Annotated in this window: 22 protein-coding genes and 1 tRNA gene; 6 read left to right on the top strand and 17 right to left on the bottom strand. The window is 37.1% G+C overall.

Translation table 11 applies throughout. The features are described from left to right. Nucleotides 1–302 precede the first annotated feature (302 nt). The 7 genes from IC610_RS16655 to IC610_RS16625 form a co-directional block, all read right to left on the bottom strand. The gene (locus tag IC610_RS16655; protein ID WP_191737848.1) at nucleotides 303–2,231 is read right to left on the bottom strand and encodes an ABC-F family ATP-binding cassette domain-containing protein; all 1,929 of its coding nucleotides are present in this window, start codon (nucleotides 2,229–2,231) and stop codon (nucleotides 303–305) included. A 133-nt stretch (nucleotides 2,232–2,364) separates the two neighbouring features. After that, a complete protein-coding gene (locus tag IC610_RS16650; RefSeq protein ID WP_191737847.1) occupies nucleotides 2,365–2,712 on the bottom strand; it encodes a hypothetical protein in 348 nt (115 codons plus the stop codon). Nucleotides 2,713–2,882: 170 nt separating this feature from the next. After that, on the bottom strand, nucleotides 2,883–3,563 hold the full coding sequence (locus tag IC610_RS16645; RefSeq protein ID WP_191737846.1) for a response regulator transcription factor: 681 nt from the start codon (nucleotides 3,561–3,563) through the stop codon (nucleotides 2,883–2,885). Continuing rightward, entirely contained in the window at nucleotides 3,556–4,272 is a 717-nt protein-coding gene (locus IC610_RS16640; protein ID WP_191737845.1) for a sensor histidine kinase, read from the bottom strand. Before IC610_RS16640 ends, IC610_RS16645 begins: the two co-directional genes overlap by 8 nt. 35 nt (nucleotides 4,273–4,307) lie before the next feature. Further along, nucleotides 4,308–4,736, bottom strand: a complete 429-nt coding sequence (locus tag IC610_RS16635; protein ID WP_191737844.1) for a hypothetical protein — start codon at nucleotides 4,734–4,736, stop codon at nucleotides 4,308–4,310. Between the two features lie 208 nt (nucleotides 4,737–4,944). Beyond that, nucleotides 4,945–5,679: a hypothetical protein gene (locus IC610_RS16630; RefSeq protein ID WP_191737843.1), complete on the bottom strand. Its 735-nt coding sequence runs from the start codon at nucleotides 5,677–5,679 to the stop codon at nucleotides 4,945–4,947. Between the two features lie 84 nt (nucleotides 5,680–5,763). Beyond that, complete coding sequence (locus IC610_RS16625; RefSeq protein WP_191737842.1) at nucleotides 5,764–6,384, bottom strand: DUF5715 family protein; 621 nt, start codon at nucleotides 6,382–6,384, stop codon at nucleotides 5,764–5,766. A 286-nt stretch (nucleotides 6,385–6,670) separates the two neighbouring features. Between IC610_RS16625 and aqpZ the strand changes: the two genes are divergently transcribed. Next, nucleotides 6,671–7,384: an aquaporin Z gene (aqpZ, locus tag IC610_RS16620; RefSeq protein WP_191737841.1), complete on the top strand. Its 714-nt coding sequence runs from the start codon at nucleotides 6,671–6,673 to the stop codon at nucleotides 7,382–7,384. Between the two features lie 48 nt (nucleotides 7,385–7,432). Here aqpZ and IC610_RS16615 read toward each other — a convergent pair whose 3' ends face one another. From IC610_RS16615 to IC610_RS16590, 6 genes are all read right to left on the bottom strand, one after another. Continuing rightward, nucleotides 7,433–7,978, bottom strand: coding sequence for a hypothetical protein (locus IC610_RS16615; RefSeq protein WP_191737840.1), 546 nt, complete (start codon nucleotides 7,976–7,978; stop codon nucleotides 7,433–7,435). Nucleotides 7,979–8,166: 188 nt separating this feature from the next. Then, entirely contained in the window at nucleotides 8,167–9,147 is a 981-nt protein-coding gene (locus IC610_RS16610) for a LuxE/PaaK family acyltransferase (RefSeq protein WP_191737839.1), read from the bottom strand. Between the two features lie 161 nt (nucleotides 9,148–9,308). Then, nucleotides 9,309–10,121 (bottom strand): UDP-2,3-diacylglucosamine diphosphatase, encoded by an 813-nt coding sequence (locus tag IC610_RS16605; RefSeq protein ID WP_191737838.1) that lies wholly within the window; start codon nucleotides 10,119–10,121, stop codon nucleotides 9,309–9,311. Between the two features lie 27 nt (nucleotides 10,122–10,148). Beyond that, complete coding sequence (locus IC610_RS16600) at nucleotides 10,149–10,595, bottom strand: 6-pyruvoyl trahydropterin synthase family protein (protein ID WP_056084526.1); 447 nt, start codon at nucleotides 10,593–10,595, stop codon at nucleotides 10,149–10,151. A 71-nt stretch (nucleotides 10,596–10,666) separates the two neighbouring features. Further along, entirely contained in the window at nucleotides 10,667–11,335 is a 669-nt protein-coding gene (locus IC610_RS16595) for a Yip1 family protein (protein WP_191737837.1), read from the bottom strand. Between the two features lie 42 nt (nucleotides 11,336–11,377). Then, on the bottom strand, nucleotides 11,378–11,761 hold the full coding sequence (locus IC610_RS16590; RefSeq protein ID WP_191737836.1) for an acyl-CoA thioesterase: 384 nt from the start codon (nucleotides 11,759–11,761) through the stop codon (nucleotides 11,378–11,380). Nucleotides 11,762–11,867: 106 nt separating this feature from the next. On the opposite strand from IC610_RS16590, the gene IC610_RS16585 reads away from it, so the two are divergent. Continuing rightward, complete coding sequence (locus IC610_RS16585) at nucleotides 11,868–12,518, top strand: ComF family protein (RefSeq protein WP_191737835.1); 651 nt, start codon at nucleotides 11,868–11,870, stop codon at nucleotides 12,516–12,518. Between the two features lie 54 nt (nucleotides 12,519–12,572). Here the strand turns inward: IC610_RS16585 and upp are convergent, their stop codons facing one another. Both upp and der read right to left on the bottom strand, forming a co-directional pair. Next, on the bottom strand, nucleotides 12,573–13,223 hold the full coding sequence (gene upp, locus IC610_RS16580; protein ID WP_191737834.1) for a uracil phosphoribosyltransferase: 651 nt from the start codon (nucleotides 13,221–13,223) through the stop codon (nucleotides 12,573–12,575). A 108-nt stretch (nucleotides 13,224–13,331) separates the two neighbouring features. Then, nucleotides 13,332–14,642, bottom strand: a complete 1,311-nt coding sequence (der, locus tag IC610_RS16575) for a ribosome biogenesis GTPase Der (protein ID WP_191737833.1) — start codon at nucleotides 14,640–14,642, stop codon at nucleotides 13,332–13,334. A gap of 282 nt (nucleotides 14,643–14,924) precedes the next feature. On the opposite strand from der, the gene IC610_RS16570 reads away from it, so the two are divergent. Together IC610_RS16570 and map are read left to right on the top strand one after the other, a co-directional pair. Then, nucleotides 14,925–14,995: transfer RNA gene (locus IC610_RS16570), tRNA-Gln, on the top strand. A 109-nt stretch (nucleotides 14,996–15,104) separates the two neighbouring features. Beyond that, nucleotides 15,105–15,869 carry a type I methionyl aminopeptidase gene (map, locus tag IC610_RS16565; protein WP_191737832.1) on the top strand — a complete coding sequence of 255 codons (765 nt, stop codon included), beginning with the start codon at nucleotides 15,105–15,107 and terminating at the stop codon, nucleotides 15,867–15,869. Between the two features lie 2 nt (nucleotides 15,870–15,871). Here map and IC610_RS16560 read toward each other — a convergent pair whose 3' ends face one another. Then, nucleotides 15,872–16,363 (bottom strand): hypothetical protein, encoded by a 492-nt coding sequence (locus tag IC610_RS16560; RefSeq protein ID WP_191737831.1) that lies wholly within the window; start codon nucleotides 16,361–16,363, stop codon nucleotides 15,872–15,874. Nucleotides 16,364–16,575: 212 nt separating this feature from the next. Continuing rightward, nucleotides 16,576–18,849 carry a catalase/peroxidase HPI gene (katG, locus tag IC610_RS16555; protein WP_191737830.1) on the bottom strand — a complete coding sequence of 758 codons (2,274 nt, stop codon included), beginning with the start codon at nucleotides 18,847–18,849 and terminating at the stop codon, nucleotides 16,576–16,578. Nucleotides 18,850–19,231: 382 nt separating this feature from the next. Between katG and IC610_RS16550 the strand changes: the two genes are divergently transcribed. Both IC610_RS16550 and IC610_RS16545 read left to right on the top strand, forming a co-directional pair. Then, on the top strand, nucleotides 19,232–19,693 hold the full coding sequence (locus tag IC610_RS16550) for a heme-binding domain-containing protein (RefSeq protein WP_191737829.1): 462 nt from the start codon (nucleotides 19,232–19,234) through the stop codon (nucleotides 19,691–19,693). Between the two features lie 3 nt (nucleotides 19,694–19,696). Then, nucleotides 19,697–20,110 (top strand): thiol-disulfide oxidoreductase DCC family protein, encoded by a 414-nt coding sequence (locus IC610_RS16545; protein WP_191737828.1) that lies wholly within the window; start codon nucleotides 19,697–19,699, stop codon nucleotides 20,108–20,110. Nucleotides 20,111–20,140: the final 30 nt, after the last annotated feature.

The following is a 20,140-nucleotide window of genomic DNA, read 5'->3' as shown; positions in this document are numbered from 1 at the left end:
TATGTTAAATGAGGTTACAATGTTGCGGGAAGATTAAATTTAAAGGTAAATAATGAAAAAGATTTGCAGATGGATCACGTCTTTACAATAATTACAAGCTTTTCAGTTTTGAAAAATGAATTATCAGATCGCTCCGATGGAGCTTTAATCCATCTTAATAACGTTACTATTAACAGAAGCTCCTGTTGAGCTGTAATTTCACTATGCGTTTTTTCTACAAAGATGTTTGCTCCTCCGGAGCAATATATATTTCACAAAAAAAGATGAACCGAAGCCCATCTTTTCTTATTATTTTTTTGAAATTAATCTAACTGCGTTCCCAAATGCTCCCATTCCTGCAACGCAAGATCAAGCTCTTCTTTGGTTTTGTTGTATTTTTCCAATGTTTCTTCTGATGGATTGTCTTTTGTGAAAGAAGTTTCGTAATTTTCGATTGTCATTTCCAGTTCAGCTATCTTTTCTTCTACCTTTTTCAGTTTATTCTGAATGCTTTTCTGTTCCTTACTTACGATAACTGATGATTCTGCAGCTGCTGGTTTTTCCTCTTCCTTAGCCTTTACCTCAACCTTAGCCTCTTCTCCATGAAGTTTTGCTTTTTCAGCAGAGATTTCTCTGATCGATTCTTTCTGTCTGAATTCAAGATACTCGTTGATGTCGCCCAGGAATTCCTTCATTTTACCATCTCGGAATTCATAGATTTTATCGCAAAGTCCCTGCAAAAATTCCCTGTCGTGAGAAATTACAATTAATGTTCCTTCAAATTTCTGTAAAGCCAGTTTGATGATCTCCTTCGACTGAATATCAAGGTGATTGGTAGGCTCATCCATGATCAACGTATTGAAAGGACGTAATAATAATTTACAAAGCGCCAGACGGTTTCTTTCACCTCCGGAAAGTACTTTTGTCTTTTTATTCACCGCTTCTCCCTGAAAAAGGAAAGATCCCAATAAATCTCTAACTCTCGGTCTTGTCTCTTCGGTTGCGGAATCTTCCGCTTCCTCCTGAACGGTTTTGTTTGGCGTTAAAACTTCTTCCTGGTTTTGGGCAAAGTAACCGATATTCACATTGTGACCTAAGTTCCAGTCTCCGGAATAATCTTTAATATCTCCGGCAAGAATTTTCGCTAACGTGGTTTTTCCCTGACCGTTCTGTCCGAGAAGGGCAATTCTGTCACCCCGCTGAACGATGAAATCCACATCATCAAAAATCTGTTTCTGTCCGTAAGCTTTCCCAAGATTTTCAGCTTCGAAAATTACTTTTCCGGGAACCTGCGACTGTACGAAACGGATATTGAATTTTGAAACGTCTTCATTATCAATTTCAATACGTTCAATTTTATCTAATTTTTTGATCAAAGACTGCGCAAAAGAAGCTTTGGTAGCACTCGCACGGAATTTATTGATGTTATCTTCCATCTGCTTGATCTCCGCATCCTGATTTTTCTTGGCCTGAACCAGTTTTTCACGGCGGTCTTCACGCATCACCAGATATTTGGAATAATTGGCCTTGTAATCATCTACTTTTCTGTTGTTGACATCAAAAGTTCTGTTACAGACTGCCGTCATAAACTGCTTGTCGTGACTTACCAGAACAATTCCTCCCGGATAATCCTTCAAAAAGTTTTCGAGCCAGATGATAGATTCCATATCAAGGTGGTTGGTAGGCTCATCGAGAAGCATCAGATCGTTCTTTTGAAGAAGCAATTTTGCAAGTTCGATTCTCATTCTCCATCCTCCGGAAAATTCATCGGTGATTTTTTGGAAATCATCCGCTTTGAAACCCAGTCCAAATAATACTTTCTCAATATCTCCTTCCAGATTATATGCGTCGTGGTGCATCAAAAGGTCATTCAGATCAGTCATTCGGTTGATCAAGTCTGTGTAGCCATCGCTTTCATAATCTGTTCTAACCGTTAGTTGATGGTTGATTTCTTCTAATTCTTCTTTCCAGGCATTGATTTGCTCAAAAGCCTGCATGGTTTCGTTCCAAACTGTTCTTCCTTTAACAAAATCAAGATCCTGCTTCAGGAATCCGATGGTGATATTTCCCTCCGGAACTACATTTCCTTCGTAGAACGTAATTTCTCCGGAAAGCATTTTCAAAAGTGTGGATTTTCCGGCTCCGTTTTTACCGACCAAACCAATTTTATCATCTTTTTTGATGGTAAAATTGACGTTTTGAAATAAATAATTTCCTGAATGATGTAAGCCTAAACCTTGAACCGAAAGCATTTGAAACGAATATTAAAAAGTGAATAATGAAGATGAATCTTTTTCGGGTGCAAAAGTACGGAAAAAATAAGATTTTAATAAGAATAAAAATGAGTCGCCAAAAGACGACTCTCAAAACATTTTAACGAAACAATTAATTTTGCTGTAAAGTTGGCTCTGCATAATCTTCCGGCAACTCACTTTTTGCAAGTGTTACAATTTTTGTTACCTCAAATACCAATGGTCCCGTCTGGATAATTGCAAATCTGCTGTCGCTTGTACCAATAGAGTCATGAAAAGATTTTGCTCTGATCACTCCTTGAGGAGTCGTTACCTCTGCAGAAATATCTCTCAAGAGACAAACTCCTCTACTGGATGCGCGCCACGTTGTACCTGTAGTCACATTGTAATCGTCGTCTGAACAGAAAACACTTACATAATTTACATTACCTTTTGCATTAAAAGGTGTTGAATTGGCGATAGATACTACTGAATAAGACATAATTTTATGATTTTTGGTTATTAATTTCCTACTCTTTGGGGTTTTTCGGAATCCACCCTTGTTCATTTAATTTGAAGCTTCTGTTTTTTGAACAAGACAAAGTAACGCCACAAAAAAAACTTTTCATAGCGTATAAATTACCAAATAAAAAATTCCGCATTTCTACGGAATTACAATCTGATGTCTACGGCAAAAATATCATGAATAATAGCGTAAATCACAATGCCAATTGAGTTTTTAACCCCTAACTTTTCTATAATCCGCTGACGGTGACTTTCGACAGTTCTCGGACTGATAAATAATTTCTCAGCAATTTCTTTGTTGGTAAATTCCTGACAGATCAGCTGTACAACGTCTTTCTCACGCTCAGAAAGTTCGTCTTCTATAGTGAAAAGTGATTTCTGCTTTACCACATTATTTTTAAAGGTTGCGAGCATCTTCAGATCTTCCTCAGAAAGATAGACACCTTTGCTGTGAACACTTTTAATGGCTTCTAAAAATGTTTTCTTATCTGAGTTTTTAGGAAGAAAAGCAGAAACTCCAAGCTTGATCATGTGCCCGAACACTGAAGTTTTATAATGTGAGGAGAGAATGATTATTTTTAAATCAGGATATAGATTTTTCAGGATTTCTACCAGTTCAAAACCATCCATCGGCAACATCTGAATATCAGACAAAACGATATCAGGAAAATCTTCAGGTGAAGATTCTTCAAGCATTTTCAGAAAACCTGCACCGTCGTTTGCTGTGAAAGTTACTTTGATCTGCTTATCGCTGGAGAGCAGCATTTTTACTCCTTCCAGAATAAGTTGCTCATCGTCTACCAGTGCTAATTTTATAGTTTCATTCATTGCTGAGTGGTATTTTGATGATCAGTCTGCTGCCTTTGCCAATGACGCTTTTCCATTTGAAAGCAGCGTTGAGCGACTGTAATCTTGATTCGATATTTTTAATTCCCATTCCTTTTTTCACCAGATCATAATCAAAACCTTTTCCGTTATCTGAAATGATAACAAAAAGTTTATTTTCTGAATCTCTCAACAAAATTTTCACGTTTTCAGCTTCAGAATGTTTGATCACATTCGTGGTAAATTCCTGAATAATCCGGTAGATTTGAACTTCTGTAAAAATATTTTTAGGCTGATAAGGTTTCAGTTCAAAAAGTGATATTTCGATTTTTTTGGAAAGATTAGTAATCAGTTCTTCAACATAAAGAATAAATCCAAGTTTTTCCAAATTAACAGGATATAAATTGTGCGAGATCCTTCTTGCCGAGTCTACCAGTTCTTTGATCTGACCATTGATGACTTCAGATGCTTTTTCGTCTTCTATTTCAATATTCTGTAACCATAAAGAAAGAATATTTAAGCGATTCCCGAGGTCGTCGTGAACAGCAACAGCAATTCTTTTACGCTCCTCTTCCTGAGCTTTTACATTTTCGAGAGCCAAATCTTTCTCATGCTGAATATCTGCAAGATTTTGGGCATCTTTTTCTTTAATGATACGGTCTACAAAGGTTTTATAGGCTACCAAAATAAAGATGAGAATAACTGCGATCATCACAATTATCAAAAAGAAGAGCTTTATATTTAATGTTATTTCTTTAATTTTAAAAATGTATATAAGATTAAACTATATAAAACTGCTGCAAAAAAAGTATTGAAAATACCGATCAAAGCATAATCATCCTGCGACAGATTCTGAACCTGCTGCTGTATCACAAAATTGAATACAGAAACAGAATAATAAAAAAATATGCCTACATCTGCAAAGAAAAACCGCTCCATTTTCTCCCCGTTTCTGATCTGCGCAATTAAAAAAGTACCTGCGAGACCGATAATCAGAATGTTAGAAATTACTTTAGCGATATCCTGATTAAAATTGATTTTGAAACCAAAGATGACAATCAAAAAAACCAGAGCTAAGAGAGCGGATGTAGCGACAAAAATTTTATTTAGTTTTAATTTACTGCAAAACAAACTTGTGAGCAGAAAAAAATCTCCGGCAATATAAATTGGGTACATAAATAATGTATTTTTAAACCCTAAACCTGTGCTTAGAAACCAAACTGTCATTTCAATAAAAAAGAGGAAAAGCATATAAAAAATATAAAACTTTTCATTTTTAACAAAATAACTGTATTTTCCGAATCCTAATACTGTATTTATAAAAAGTAAGAGATAGTTTAAATATAAAAAAACTTCGTAAAAAGTATACATTGCTGTTTTTCGTTTATCCTAAATCGAATATCTGCCCATTGGGAGGACAAGGTTTTGCAAAATCAAATGTGTTTGAATCTACTGCTGTACTCTGATTGCTCAAGTTATCCGGTGCTGAGATGAAAATCAGTGCAGGGAGCTGTTTCTGGTAAATTTCTGAAAATTTCAAACCGAATACCGAGATGAACATAACCCCTTCCTGTACCTCAAATATTTTTTCTTTAGGTACATAGAATTTAGTGAAAATCTCCCTCCCTTCGTTTGCCTGCTCTGCATAAAACCAATCGAAAGCATTATTTTGCCATGATTCTATCGCATCCAAAGCTTTTTCCTGCCGTAAAACGGGTTTATTGTAAATCGGGAGAAACACATCCGAATCGCTGTCGGTCGTTCTCATACTGGTAGACAAAACAGATTTTTTCACTACCGTATAGGTCAGTTTTTCGGTAAGACAAAGATCTTCATTTAAAGTCTCAAATGAAGAATAATAATACTCACTAAGACTTACAGGATATCCTACTGCGTCCAACGGAACAGGAATCATGATCAGTTCATCGTTTTCTGTAACGCCAATCTGTACACAAAAATCATCATTATTGTTACGGTTTTTAATGATTTCAATTTGTGATTTGTAAAGATTAAAAACTGAATTTTGTTTGAAGAGCTGTTCAATTCTGATCATGTCGGGACGACAATCAGACCATCTGCTGGCAGCATCAGAGAACTGCTGCGGAGTCAATTTTTCCATGTTAAAAGTTTTGATTCGGTTTTTATCCAGTAAAAATACCTAATCTCCATTAAGTACACAAACAGCTCATATAAAAAAGAAAAATTAATAGTTTTTTACCGTCACATGAAAGCAACTTTGCTGTCTTTCTTTGATATAGTAAATGCGTCCTAAATTGTAATAGTATTTTAAAACCTTTTCCAGAGCCTCCTCCAGCTTTGGATTACTTCTGTGAACACCGTTGAAACGAATATAGGAAATATCGAATGAGTTGCCGTAATTGTGCGAACTGATCCCGAGACTTGCATTGGTATTTACTCTTCGCAGCCTGCACTGATCTTCGAGCGTTCTCGTAACAGAAGTTACTGTAAAATACGACCCACCGGTATTTTTACTGAATCTGGAACCCATTTTTTCAAGACTCTGATAAGCTTTTGAAACCAGCCAAGCCCTGCTGTAATCCAGCTTCTGAACCCTGAAACCCTTGCCTGATTTTTTTACTTTATGAAATTTTCCGTTGCTGATGTATTTCTCAACTGTAGAAGTATTCTTGAGAATTTTGATATTAAAACCTTTAGACGCATCCAAATGTGGTTTGTAAAGCATGGTAGGCTCCACTTTCATGATTTCGTTCAGGTCGTAGCAGGGCAGACTTCCTGTTTTCTTCGCCTGGCTGAAAAACAGTGTTGCAGAACTTAAAAAAACGACAAAAAACAATTTCCTCATTACGATAGTTTATCCCGGTGTACGGCAAAAATAATGCTTTTCTTTTTTATGAAATTTCAAAATGGGAACTGAAGGAGCAAAATATATTAGTTTAAAACTAAAAATAATTGAAAAAATATTTTCATTAAAACAAGAATAAATAATTATTAATAAATAAAATACCATACAAAAATCATTATGAGAATAAAATCAACAAAATAGAAATTAAAAAATATAAAAACAGACAGAATTTTGCGAATAATTAATTTTTGTACATTCGCTGCCTTAATTAAAAATACAATACTTGATGATTTCAAACACTTCAAAATTCGTTGCCGAAATGTTCGGCACCATGGTTCTCGTACTTATGGGTTGCGGAAGCGCCGTAATCGCCGGTGCAGACGGCACTACAGGCGTAGGTCTTTTAGGAATTTCCTTTGCATTTGGTCTCAGCGTTGTGGCAATGGCGTATGCAATCGGTCATATTTCAGGTTGCCATATTAATCCTGCAATATCAATCGCAATGGCTGCAGCGGGAAGAATGAAAATCAGCGAGGCAGCCCGTTACATCGTGGCACAAATTCTCGGAGCCATTATCGGAGCCGGAATTCTTTATCTGATTTTCACCAATCATCCCGGAGCGGAAATGAAAGAATGGGCTTTAGGGTCTAACGGCTGGGGAGATGGATATCTTGATGCTTACAATATGACAGCGGCTTTCGTTGCTGAATTTGTTTTCACATTTATCTTTCTGATGGTTATTTTGGGATCAACTTCCACAAAAAACATCAACGGCGGTTTTGCCGGTCTGGCCATCGGATTGGCCTTGGTTCTGATTCACATTGTTGGAATTAAAATTACTGGTGTTTCAGTAAATCCTGCTAGAAGCATCGGACCTGCGATTTTTGCAGGTGGTAAAGCAGTTTCTCAAATGTGGCTGTTTGTTGCGGCTCCGGTTTTGGGAGGTATTGCTGCAGCTTTCACTTATAATTTACTGATTGAAAAGCCTGAAGCAAAGTAATTTAACAATAATATAAAATGTAATTCCTGCTTTTTCTGGCAGGAATTTTTATTTTGGTTTCCTTATTTCGAAAGGATTTTTAAAAATAAGTTCTTCATGTTTTCCCTTGATTTCCATTTTTCTGTACAGGAGATTTAAAGCCATTTTTCTTATGAATGTATCTTTATCCGTCAGACTCCAGTAAAGGTCTTCGTGCACTTTTTGGGGTTCTCGGATGAGATAGAATTCTGTTTCCCAGGAATCGACATTGTGATAAAATTCGATAATTCCGCAATGTTCGGGAATCGTGGAATGCTCGATCATTCCCATCGGCAGTAAGAAGCTGAACGAGTTGCAGATGTAATCGCCACAGCATATTTTATCATGTTTCAGAAATTTTTCACCCGTCGAACTGTTGACATACGATTTTTTAAAATCATTTTTAAAATCACTTTTAGAAAGCTTGATTTCAATTTCATGACTGAAACCTTCGGAGTTAATAATCAAAATATCTGCTTCCCAATCTGCCTGAAAATGATTGGTCAGCACAATCTCCTTCTCAAAATCACATTGAGAATTAATGTAGGCATGAACGAGTTCTTCTATCTTTAACATGTTTGAGCGTCAGAGTGTTTTAGTGTTTTAGTGTTTTAGTGTTTTAGTGTGAAATTAAATAAAGTACTTCAGATTCAAGGAAGAAAAGTGATCATTATTGGTTTAAAATCAGATGAAAAATAAATTGGTATTAAAAAACTTAAAATTGACCGGTCTCAAACGCTCTTACTCTCAACCCTCAAACCCAATCAACTTACTAGAAGGCTGCATCCGCGGATATCAGAATGATCTATTCTTCCCAAAACCTGAAATTTATCTCCCATAATTTTTCCTAAATCCTGAGTGGCAATAAATGAACATGAATGAATATTCGCCAAATCAATTATATTGATCGCTCCCGTCCTACCCTCTTTTTCATAACTGAAAGGATCTTCCACATTTCTTACCAAAACGCGCATCCAGTTCGGACATTGATAAAGGTTTTCTCCTAAAGAATAAGCCTGCGAAAGCAGTTCTGTCATGGAATATTCTGAATAAATTTTATCGGTTTTAAAACCTTCCTGCAGAATTTTCAGCAATTCATCTTTGGTCATCTCTTCTTTTCTGCCTTTCATACCGCCGGTTTCTATCACTGTAAGAGAGTTCGAGGGTTTGAGGGTTTGAGAGTTTGAGCTGCAAAAATCCAGAAAATCTAACAGGGCGAATGAAACTCCGAAGAGAATGACTTTTTTGTCTTTCAGTTCTTGTAATAATTGAAACAAATCTTCGTGGTTGTAAAGAAAATAACCGTTTTCAGGCTTATCTGATTTTTTCATTAAAAAATCGACCATGTAAATCAGTGATGAATTTTGTTTCTCCAAATAACTTGGCAACAGACCGAGGAAAATAAAATCTTCCGGCTTGCCGATGAATTGTTCGAAGCTTCTGTAAATACTATTCTCGTACAAATCCGTATCAGCGATGAAATGTTTAGACAGATTCATCTGCGTTGTTCCCGAACTTTGAAAGTATAAATCTATGGAAACATTTTTATCTAAAATCTGATGATTTTTAAACATCTCAATCGGCAAAAACGGAATTTTTGCCACCTCATCTACATTTTCAGGACTAATTTTCAGATAGTCAACAAACTTTCTGTAGATCTCAATGTTGTCGTATTGAAATCTGAAAGTTTCGAGACAGGCTGCGACAAAATCCATGTCAGTCCTGATGTCAAATATATTTTTCAATGTATTTAAAATTTAATTTAAAGCTTAATGATTCAAAATGAAACAATTATGTTTTTAAACTTTATAATTCACATTTAATTTATCCGGAATAAGCAAAGTTGGTCGGGTATTTGCAAATCAATCCGCGGAATATGGATTAGGAATAAGGGCTGTAGAACCCTTTATTCGGAAATTACCTCTTTTAGGGGTAATTTTTTTTGTTCAGAATTTTCAAAGGTCTTCAATTCAAAATCATGCTCGAATACGCCATAGGTGAAATAGGAAATCCAGTCTCCGAGATTAACGTATTTTGAGTTATCATTTAAATTTAAAATCATTGGCAAGTGACGATGACCGTAAATAAAATAGTCGATTTTTTCTGTTTCCAATTTCTTTTTGGAGTAAATAATCAGAAATTCTTTGTCTTCGCCCAAAAACGCCTTGTCTTCATCACCGGAAATCATTTTGTTTTTCTGAGACATATGCAAAGCGATTTTCATCGCAATATCCGGATGCAGCCATCTGAAAAACCACTGCGCAATCGGGTTGGTAAAGACTTTTTTCATTCTTTTATACCCTTTATCGCCTGGCCCCAGACCATCACCGTGAGCGAGCAGAAACTGTTTTCCGCCCATTTCAAAATACTGCTTTTTATAGAAAACAGTACATCCTATTTCTTCCTCAAGATAATCTTTCATCCACAAATCGTGGTTTCCGACAAAAAAATAAACCTGAATTCCGTGGTCTTTTAATTCTGCAATTTTACCTAAAACCCGTACATAACCTTTCGGAATTACGTGATTCCATTCGTGCCAGAAATCAAATAAGTCTCCCATCAGAAATAATACCTGCGCATCTTCCTTGATCTGATTCATCCAACGGATAAATTTCTCCTCACGCAGTTTGCTTTCCTTCGGATTCGGTGCACCAAAATGCTGATCTGAAGCAAAATAAACTTTCTTTCCGGACTTGAGACTGATGGTTGTTTTAAGCACTTTTCAGAATTTAATTGAGCAAAAAAATTATTGATTGTCTTCTGCAAACCATTCTCCGTAAGAGTTTTCGGTCTCGTGAAGTTTAAGATATGCCAGAGAGATTCCTTCAGGAAGTTTGGCTTTTACTTTCGCAGCGATGGCGTACAGCATATTCTCGCAGGTTGGCTGAAAGTTGCAGTAAATCACTTTCTGGCCTTTATTTTCAAGTTCCTCTCCCATTTCCCTGTGCGGAGAAACGCCGTTAATTAAAACCGCATGATCCCAGACATCAACGATTTCAGCTTTCACGATGGTTTTTATATCTCCGAAATCCACGACCATTCCGTTCTTAGGATTCTCCAGATCGTTGATTGGTTTTCCCTTTACGGTAACGAAAAGTTTGTAGGAATGCCCGTGCATATTTTTACATTTTCCGTCATAATTGTACAAAACATGAGCAGTTTCGAATGTAAAAATTTTTGTAATACGTATCATGGTGCAAAGATAGGGAAATTCAAAATTTAAATGAATGACCTTACCCTGACTTTAAAATTTATTCCTCCCAATTAAGAGAATGCATAAAACAGCGCAGCCAACAAAAGAAAAGGAACTACAATAACACAAATGGGCAGGATCAGATTGAGAACAGCTTTCCAAACCGAAAATTTCTGTACTTCCGAAAGTCCGATCACCATAAAAACCAGCGTTGTAAGGGAAAGCACCACTTCACAAAATACTGATATCCAGAAAACAATGTCTCCGAAAGCAGTTGCAGTATCATACTCAACATCCCTGAAAACATCAACTCCGAATATTGCAATTTGCGGAATGATAAAAACCAATGCTAAGGTGGAAGGCAACAATGCATACGCCATCATTCTGAAAATGGATGTAGTATTGCCGGCACCATCCAGCCATTTACCTGTCCAGCTCGTCAGTGCAGCATAAATGAAATAGGAAATCCAGCCAAACGCTCCACCGAGTACCACACCGAAAAAAAGAATGAAGAAAAGAGAAGAATCATCACCAGTATTTTTTGTAGAAGCACGGTCTAAAGCGCGTACAACACCTGCAAAGAAAAGCAGAATATAGAAATACTTTTCGTACTGGGTATCGTTTATAAATTTAAAAACCTTTCTTGGCTGAGTCCAGATTTTTGTAAAAACGTCCTGATCAGAAAGCGCTTCGTATTTTTCGAATTCTTCAAATTGATTCTCTGTAAGTTTAGTTTCCATGGAGTTTATTAGATACGCGAAAGTAGTGATATTTATTAAAAATTACAGTAATTCGAGCCAGCCGGCATCGAGTCTTTTCACTTTTTGCGTTTCGCGGTCAATAAAAACCCAAAGCGTAAGAGAATCCACCACCAGAATATCGTTGCAGTAAAATTCCACTTTTCTTGGCTGACGGATTCCTTCAGGTGGTTTAGGATAGGTTCTGATCGTGATAACATCTCCCAGATAAACCTGTCTCTTATACTGAATGTGATGATCTAAAAGCATCCAAATGTCAAAAGGAAAACTTAAATGATCTTTCACCGTGTCCCAATGTTCCCCTGCAACTTCCTCAACCCATTTCACATACTGCACGTTGTTGACGTGATTATTGAGATCAATATGCTCTTCTGTAATTTTTATTTTCTTTTCAAAAATCAAACCCATACTCAAAGATATTGATTTTATTTTTTTTAAAATTAAACTGAAAATTTCACTTCAGGTATTTCATCTTTCGGAGAAAATTATTATTTTGGTTTCATAAAACACACAAATGATCCTGGATGTTCTTTTCCCGAACCGCTGCATTCACTGCAACCGAATTATCGACGGCAATTTACTGGTTTGCAGTCTTTGTTTTGAGCAGATTCACTTCACTCATTTTGGTTATCATTCTGAAAATAATCTGAAAGAAAAGTGCAAACTCCTCTTCCCTGTTGAAAATGCTTTTTCGCTGATGCAGTTTGAAAAGGAAAATTTAAGCCGAAAAATAATCCATGAACTGAAATACAAAAGCCGCGAAAATGCCGGAAAAGTTTTAGCTGAATGGCTCATTGACAGTCTGGAATTTAAAGAAAAGCCGGATTTACTGGTTTCCGTTCCGCTGCATCCGAAAAAACTAAAGGAAAGAGGTTATAACCAACTGCATTTGTTTACAGAATCGCTGTCGAAGTTTTATAAAATTCCTTTCAGCCATGATTTAATTAAAAGAAATCATTATTCAAAAGCTCAGGCTTTGAAAGACAAACAACACCGTCTTGAAACTCTAAATACTTTTTCTATTACAAGACCAATTTCAAATCAACATATTTTGCTGATTGATGACGTTTTTACTACCGGAAATACTTTAGCAACTGTTGCCTGGGAAATTCTGAAAGCCGGACAAAATAAAATCAGTGTTCTGGTGATGGCGATGGACGAATAAGAATGTGTAATAATTGATAGGGAATGAGTAATTATGGAAGTAAATCTGAAAGAATTATCTCTGCAACTTTTCGCCATAGCTTAAATCTCCGGCGTCGCCTAAGCCTGGTGTGATGTATCCTTTTGAAGTCAGATTTTCATCAATTGCTCCAACCCAGATTTTGGCGTTTGGATATGCTTTTTCTATGGTTTCAACGCCTTGTCTTGAAGCGATTGCTGCAACGATATGAAGTTGTGTCGGCGTTCCGTTGGTTAACAAATCCTTGATGGCTTCGATGAGAGAAGCACCAGTTGCCAGCATCGGATCTGCAACGATCAATGGTCGTCCGTCGATATTCGGACAGGTTAAATAATCCTGTTTGATTGAAAAGTAATCGTTGGCATCGTGTTTTCTGTAAGCTGCCACGAAACCGCAATCGGCTTTATCAAAATAGTTTAAAATCCCTTCAAATAAAGGAACTCCTGCTCTTAAAATGGTTGTAATGACAGGTTGTACGGCAATTTCTTTCACTCTAAGTTGATCTAAAGGAGTCTGAATTTCAACTTCCTTCGTTTCTAAATCTTTAGAAATTTCATAAGCTGCAATTTCCCCGATTCTTTCCATGTTTCTGCGGAATCTCATCCGGTCGTGCTGAACATCGACGTTTCGAAGCTCGTTGATCCATGAATTGACTAAAGAAAACTGTTGTGAAAGGATTACTGTCATAGTTTTAATTTGAAAATAAAAAATTTGAAAATGAGATAACGAATTTCGTTTCATGCAAAATAATGAATTAATTTTCAAATTAACTCATTTCCAAATTTTCAAATTAATTTATTTCTGTCTGAAATACACTTCAATCGGAACTCCGGTAAACCCGAACTGTTTTCTCAATTGGTTTTCAGTAAATCTCTTATAAGGCTCCTTTACATATTGTGGCAGGTTACAGAAAAATACAAACTGAGGAGAAGGCGTAGGAAGCTGTACACAGTATTTGATTTTGATGTACTTCCCTTTGTTTGCAGGTGGCGGCATAGCTTCAAAAATCGGAAGCATTACTTCGTTTAATTTTGAAGTTTTGATTTTCTTTTTACGGTCTTCGTAAACAATCATTGCCATTTCAACAGTCTTCAAAATTCTCTGCTTCGTTAAAGCCGAAACAAACAAAATTGGAATATCGCTGAACTGACCGATTTTATCTCTGATCGCTTTTTCGAAATCTCTTACGGTGTTTGTGTTTTTGTCTTCAACCAAATCCCATTTGTTGACAACGATCACGATTCCCTTTCTGTTTTTCTGAGCCAAACCGAAAATGTTCATATCCTGAGATTCCCATCCTATAGTAGCATCAACCATGATGATGACAACGTCAGAATATTCAATGGAACGGATAGATCTCATTACAGAATAGAACTCCAGATCTTCATTTACTTTAGATTTACGACGCATTCCGGCAGTATCTACCAACACAAACTCGTGTCCGAATTTATTGTAAAGAGTCTGAATACTGTCTCTTGTAGTTCCTGCAACGTCAGTTACGATATTTCTTTCTACATCAAGCAAAGCATTGGTCATGGTAGATTTCCCTACATTCGGACGGCCGGCAATTGTAATTTTCGGCAAACCTTCGAATGGATCTTTATAATCTGTCGTTGGGAAATCTCTTACAATATCATCCAGAATTTCTCCTGTTCCGGATCCTGTTGCAGAAGATAAAGTATAATATTTATCGATGCCTAACTGGTAAAATTCTGTTGCTGCAACTTCTTCTTTCGCAGAATCTACTTTGTTGATGACGATATAAGTCGGTTTGTTTGATCTTCTGAGCATTTCGTGGATTTCGTAATCCGTATCTGTGAGACCTTCCTCCACATTCAACATAAAAATAATCGAAGTAGCTTCGTCAATTGCAAGCTGAACCTGTTTTGAAATTTCTTCCTGAAACACGTCATCGTTATTCACATCGTAACCGCCGGTGTCGATTACAGTGAATTCTACACCATTCCAATCCGATTTACCGTAGTGACGGTCTCTGGTTACCCCTGAAGTAGAGTCTACAATAGCCTCTCTTCTTTCTAAAAAACGATTAAATAACGTGGATTTTCCTACGTTGGGACGCCCAACAATAGCAACAATATTTGACATAAAAAATGTTTAATAATCCTTCGGCAAAGCGATAGGACAAGATTATCAATGAGTTACTCCAACTTTTGGAGCTCAATTTTTTGCAAAGATAAGCTAATTTTAACTAAAAATGCTATTTAAAAAATTTCCGGCCTTGATTCTAAGATTAATTTTAAAGAATATTCTTTTAAATTCCGTAAAAATTAAATCTCTGTTTTTCAATATTTAAAGAAGATCAGACGTAAAATTTTTAAATGAAATTTTTATTTTTGAAATAAATTATATAATTTCGCACTCAGATAAAGACCTATAGTGTAACGGTAGCACTCCGGTTTTTGGTACCGTCAGTCGGGGTTCGAATCCCTGTGGGTCTACAAACCATCCTTTTTACGGGATGGTTTTGTTTTTTATCAGATTTTCCTGCAATCTTGCATTTACACCTTGTTTATTTATTTTCTAACTTTGTATTTCAAATACATCACTATGTCAATCACCAACGAAAACGAACTCGCCGGAATGCAAAATGTCAGCAAAGCTGTTGCATTAACATTGAAAGCAATGGTTGATTACGCCAAACCTGGCATGAGCACAAAGGATCTTGATGATTACGGAGCTAAAATCCTCTCAGAATATGGCGCAAAATCGGCACCCTATGTGACGTATGGCTTTCCGGGATTTACCTGCATCAGCGTAGACAACGAATTTTGTCACGGAATTCCCTCTGAAAACAGAATCCTGCAGGAAGGTGACCTCATCAACATTGATGTTTCAGCAGAACTCAATGGGTTTTGGGCAGATAACGGAAGTTCTTTTGTGGTTGGAAAAGACATTCATCAACACCAAAAACTGGTGGATGCCTCCAAGGAAATTTTAGAAAAAACCATCAGCAACATAAGTGGAGGAAAAAAGATTGCCGACATCGGACACCTAATGGAAACTGAAGCTAAAAAGAGAGGATACAAAGTTATTAAAAACCTCGGCGGTCATGGCGTTGGAAGAAGCCTTCATGAAGAACCGGATGAACTTTTGAACTACAAAAACCGTTTCGAAAACAGAAGATTTAAGAAAAATACAGTTGTTGCTATTGAAACATTTATCTCGACCGATTCAAGTATTGCCGTGGAACTGAATGATGGCTGGACGATGGTTGGAAACCGAGGCGGATACATGGCTCAGCACGAACACACCATTCTGATTACCGATGGAAGACCTGTGATTTTAACCGAAATGAACGGAATCTGGAATTAGTTTTACATTCCTTTAATAAACGCATAAATCCCAACACCAATCCCAACATAAGCTACAACAGTAATTATGTCAGCAATAGGTTGTGAGAAACGTTTTTCTGCGATCTTCTCACTATCAATCTGATCTTTATGAAATTTTAGGATTGTTTCAGGTCTTTTCACAGGATGTGCAACCAAACTGTCGCCTTGCCATTTATCTACAATAATTTTGTATGAACTTCCACCAACATTGATTCTGTAGTTTTTACCCACCGCCAGTTTTTCCTGAATATTTACCGGTAATGGTTGCGCAGGAGCTGAGCCAGGCTGCTGTCTCTGTGCCTGCATTTCAGCTGTTCCATCCGCCATTTGAACAGGTGTAGCTTCAGAATTCGCAGCACGTCTTTTTGCCTGCTCATCGCCTTGTACTGGCAACTCAACAGGTTTTTTAACCTGATAAGTGTAGCAACTTACCAAAGAAAACAACAGCGCTATGAGATAAATATTTTTTTGCATTAGCCAAATTTAAGAATTAAACGGATTATTTTGTGTTTTGTTTTGAAAGTTTTTGATTTTCAGAAAAAATCCGGCGGCTTAAAAAGACCGTTTCCTTTCAAAAACATTAAATAAAGAAGTTTGTCTTATTTTAAAAAATAAACCAAAATGCCATTATAAACACAAAGCCACCGAAACAAAATTTCAGTGGCTTTATTTTTAATGTTATTGAATTATTTTAAATCAAATCTATCCAGTTCCATTACTTTCTCCCATACTTTTACAAAGTCTTTTGCAAATTTTTCTCTGGCATCTGAAGAAGCATATACTTCAGCAATGGCTCTCAATTCAGAATTGGAACCGAAAACCAGGTCTGCACGGGTCGCCGTCCATTTTTTCTCATTTGAATTACGGTCTCTGCCCTCATACAACTCTCTGTCCTGAGACGTTGCCTTCCACTGCGTGTTCATATCAAGAAGATTCACGAAGAAATCATTACCTAAAGTTTCTGAATTCTTAGTAAAAACTCCGTGTTTTGAACCGTCAAAATTGGTATTTAAAACTCTCAAACCTCCCAGCAAAACCGTCATTTCCGGAGCTGTCAGGGTTAAAAGCTGCGCTTTATCAATTAAAAGAGATTCTGTCGAAACGTTTTTATTTCCTTTTCTGTAATTTCTGAAACCATCGGCTAAAGGCTCAAGATATCCCACAGATTCAATGTCAGTCTGATCCTGGGAAGCATCCGTTCGTCCAGCATTAAATTTTACTGAAATCTCAAAACCGCCGTTTGACGCTGCTTTTTCCACTCCCGTATTACCAGCCAGAACAATTAGATCAGCCAGTGAAACTTTTTTATTGCCGGATTGAGATTCATTGAATTTTTTCTGAATATTTTCAAGCACATCAAGAACCTTCTGAAGCTGTGAAGGATTGTTTACGGCCCAGTATTTCTGCGGAGCGAGACGAATTCGTGCACCGTTCGCGCCACCTCGCTTATCACTTCCTCTGAAAGTAGAAGCCGATGCCCAGGCAGTAGAAACCAATTCGGAAACAGATAAGCCTAAATTTAAAATTTCAGATTTCAGATTCTGAATATCATTTTCACCAATCAATTCATAATCAACTTCAGGAAGAGGATCCTGCCAAATCAACTCTTCTGACGGAACTTCCGAACCTAAATATCTTGCTTTCGGGCCCATATCTCTGTGAGTCAGTTTAAACCATGCCCTCGCGAAAGCGTCTGCAAATTCATCAGGATTTTCAAAAAACCTTCTTGAAATTTTCTCATATGCCGGATCAAGTCTCAAAGACAAATCCGTTGTCAACATTGTTGGTCTGTGTTTTTTATTGGCATCAAAAGCGTCAGGAATAATCTCCGCTCCTCCTTTTGCAACCCACTGATGAGCACCGGCAGGACTTTTCGTAAGTTCCCATTCATTTTCAAAAAGATTTTTGAAGAAATGATTGCTCCATTGCGTTGGTGTTTCCGTCCAGGTCACTTCAAGTCCGCTAGTAATGGCATCTTTTCCTTTTCCGGTATTGAAAGAGCTTTCCCATCCGAAGCCTTGAGATGCCAAATCTGCTGCCTCAGGCTCTTTTCCTACGTGGTCTGAAGGACCTGCACCATGGGTTTTTCCAAAAGTGTGTCCGCCGGCAATCAAAGCGACGGTTTCCTCATCATTCATTGCCATTCTGCCAAAGGTGTCCCTGATGTCTTTTGCCGCAGCAATCGGATCGGGATTTCCGTCCGGACCTTCAGGATTCACATAAATCAGTCCCATGTGAGCCGCTGCCAAAGGTTTTTCAAGATCTCTGCTGTGAGTTCCGCCTGTAGCATCTTCGTCGGAAGAAACTACACCGTGAGCATCCAGACCCGGTTTTCCGTCAGAATAACGTTCCTCATTTCCCAGCCAAGTGTGTTCAGAACCCCAGTATACATCCTGATCAGCCTCCCAGACATCTTCCCTACCCCCGGCAAAACCGAAAGTTTTAAAACCCATTGATTCCAACGCAACGTTTCCGGTGAGAATCAAAAGATCTGCCCACGAAATTTTATTTCCATATTTCTGTTTGATTGGCCACAGCAGCCTCCTTGCTTTATCTAAACTTACATTATCGGGCCAGCTGTTGAGCGGTGCAAATCTCTGCTGACCTCTCGCTCCGCCGCCACGACCGTCAAAAACACGGTAAGTTCCGGCACTGTGCCACGCCATTCTCACGAATAGCGGCCCGTAGTGTCCGAAATCAGCTGGCCACCAATCCTGAGAATCGGTCATTAAAGCGTGAAGATCATTTTTTAAACCCTGGTAATCTAAAGATTTGAAAGCTTCAGCATAATCAAAACTTTCATCCATCGGATCTGAGAGGTTGGAGTGCTGACGCAAAATATCAACCCTTAACTGTTTTGGCCACCAGTCGCGGTTCTCTGTTCCACCGCCTGCCACGGTCTGATTCATTTGTCCGTTGTGGAAAGGGCATTTGCTGATGTCTCCATTTTGGTTTTCCATATTTAAATTTTTAATATTTGTATTGATGTAAATTTAAGGTGTTTAAATTATAATTTTAATCTATTGATAAAATATTTATGATTTATAAAAACTATTTTCCTGTGAATTATATATTTAAAACTTTAAATGATGTTTTAAATACTATTGATTTATTTAAAATTCAAATACTTTTTCATTCTGTACTATTTAATTTTTCCAACTCATTTTTAAAATTAATAAAAAGCAGATAAAAAAACTTCCTGAATCTGAAAGTTTAACCAAAATTTAAGTTTCAGAAATAAAATTTAGATTGATTCCAATTTATAAAATGACTAATTTGTGTTTTCAAATAAATTGGTAAGAACATTGCAGTTTACTTTTCACCTTCTCAATACCCAACATTATGCTTAAAAAAATATTCGTTATCGTCCTGGTAGGATTTATCATCATCCAGTTTTTTCCGATCGATAAAACCAACCCGCCATTGGAGCCGGGCATGGATTTTTTAAGAATAAAAGACACGCCGCCGGAGATTGCCAAATTAATAAGGACATCGTGCTACGACTGTCATTCCAACGAGACGAAATATCCGTGGTATTCGAGCATTGCACCTTCATCATGGTTTGTTAAAAATCATATTAACGAAGGGAGAAAAGAATTGAATTTTTCCACTTTCGCAACGTACGAGCCATCCAGACAAATTCACAAGATGGAAGAAGCTGCAGAAATGGTTGAGAAGAAAAAAATGCCTTTAGATACTTATTTTATCGGGCATCAGGATGCAAAACTATCTGATGAAGAGCGAAAAAAACTCGCAGATTATTTTAAATTTCAAATCAAAGACACCAAAATTAAAAACAACTAAACCGTGGAAAACTGGGAAAACAAACACATTATTTTTTTTGACGGAGACTGCGGTGTATGCAATTTCTGGGTACAGTGGATTTTGCAGCGGGACAAAAAAAATCAGTTTATGTTTGCTTCTCTCCAGTCAGATTTCGGGCAGAAATTTTTAGGTGAGAGAAATTTAGACCAAAAACAGTTCAACACCCTGTATTTGTGGAAATTTGGTTCCTATTATTTAATAAAATCCAAAGCCATCATCAAAGTTTTAGACTTACTGGGCGGCTTTTACAGCATAGGAAGTTTAATCGGAAAAATATTTCCTACTTCTCTGAGTGACCGTCTGTATGACGTCATCTCAAGAAACAGAATGAAGATCAGCAATCAGAAATGCTTTTTACCGACTCCGGATGAGCGAAAGAAATTCATCGAGGTCTGAAATGCTTTAAAATATCATTAAATATTTTTA

Origin of the sequence: Chryseobacterium caseinilyticum (assembly GCF_014837145.1) — a bacterium.
Taxonomy (GTDB): Bacteria; Bacteroidota; Bacteroidia; order Flavobacteriales; family Weeksellaceae; genus Chryseobacterium; species Chryseobacterium caseinilyticum.
This window is presented reverse-complemented; position numbering and strand designations above follow the sequence as displayed.

Excerpts from the sequence above, each read along its gene's own strand:
- der (WP_191737833.1), bottom strand. The coding sequence starts at position 14,642 with ATGTCAAATATTGTTGCTATTGTTGGGCGTCCCAACGTAGGAAAATCC.
- IC610_RS16640 (WP_191737845.1), bottom strand. The coding sequence starts at position 4,272 with ATGATCGCAGTTATTCTCATCTTTATTTTGGTAGCCTATAAAACCTTT.
- IC610_RS16550 (WP_191737829.1), top strand. The coding sequence starts at position 19,232 with ATGCTTAAAAAAATATTCGTTATCGTCCTGGTAGGATTTATCATCATC.
- katG (WP_191737830.1), bottom strand. The coding sequence starts at position 18,849 with ATGGAAAACCAAAATGGAGACATCAGCAAATGCCCTTTCCACAACGGA.
- IC610_RS16585 (WP_191737835.1), top strand. The coding sequence starts at position 11,868 with ATGATCCTGGATGTTCTTTTCCCGAACCGCTGCATTCACTGCAACCGA.
- IC610_RS16630 (WP_191737843.1), bottom strand. The coding sequence starts at position 5,679 with ATGGAAAAATTGACTCCGCAGCAGTTCTCTGATGCTGCCAGCAGATGG.
- IC610_RS16655 (WP_191737848.1), bottom strand. The coding sequence starts at position 2,231 with ATGCTTTCGGTTCAAGGTTTAGGCTTACATCATTCAGGAAATTATTTA.
- map (WP_191737832.1), top strand. The coding sequence starts at position 15,105 with ATGTCAATCACCAACGAAAACGAACTCGCCGGAATGCAAAATGTCAGC.
- upp (WP_191737834.1), bottom strand. The coding sequence starts at position 13,223 with ATGACAGTAATCCTTTCACAACAGTTTTCTTTAGTCAATTCATGGATC.
- aqpZ (WP_191737841.1), top strand. The coding sequence starts at position 6,671 with ATGATTTCAAACACTTCAAAATTCGTTGCCGAAATGTTCGGCACCATG.
- IC610_RS16650 (WP_191737847.1), bottom strand. The coding sequence starts at position 2,712 with ATGTCTTATTCAGTAGTATCTATCGCCAATTCAACACCTTTTAATGCA.
- IC610_RS16560 (WP_191737831.1), bottom strand. The coding sequence starts at position 16,363 with ATGCAAAAAAATATTTATCTCATAGCGCTGTTGTTTTCTTTGGTAAGT.
- IC610_RS16615 (WP_191737840.1), bottom strand. The coding sequence starts at position 7,978 with ATGTTAAAGATAGAAGAACTCGTTCATGCCTACATTAATTCTCAATGT.
- IC610_RS16595 (WP_191737837.1), bottom strand. The coding sequence starts at position 11,335 with ATGGAAACTAAACTTACAGAGAATCAATTTGAAGAATTCGAAAAATAC.
- IC610_RS16600 (WP_056084526.1), bottom strand. The coding sequence starts at position 10,595 with ATGATACGTATTACAAAAATTTTTACATTCGAAACTGCTCATGTTTTG.
- IC610_RS16625 (WP_191737842.1), bottom strand. The coding sequence starts at position 6,384 with ATGAGGAAATTGTTTTTTGTCGTTTTTTTAAGTTCTGCAACACTGTTT.
- IC610_RS16645 (WP_191737846.1), bottom strand. The coding sequence starts at position 3,563 with ATGAATGAAACTATAAAATTAGCACTGGTAGACGATGAGCAACTTATT.
- IC610_RS16590 (WP_191737836.1), bottom strand. The coding sequence starts at position 11,761 with ATGGGTTTGATTTTTGAAAAGAAAATAAAAATTACAGAAGAGCATATT.
- IC610_RS16635 (WP_191737844.1), bottom strand. The coding sequence starts at position 4,736 with ATGTACCCAATTTATATTGCCGGAGATTTTTTTCTGCTCACAAGTTTG.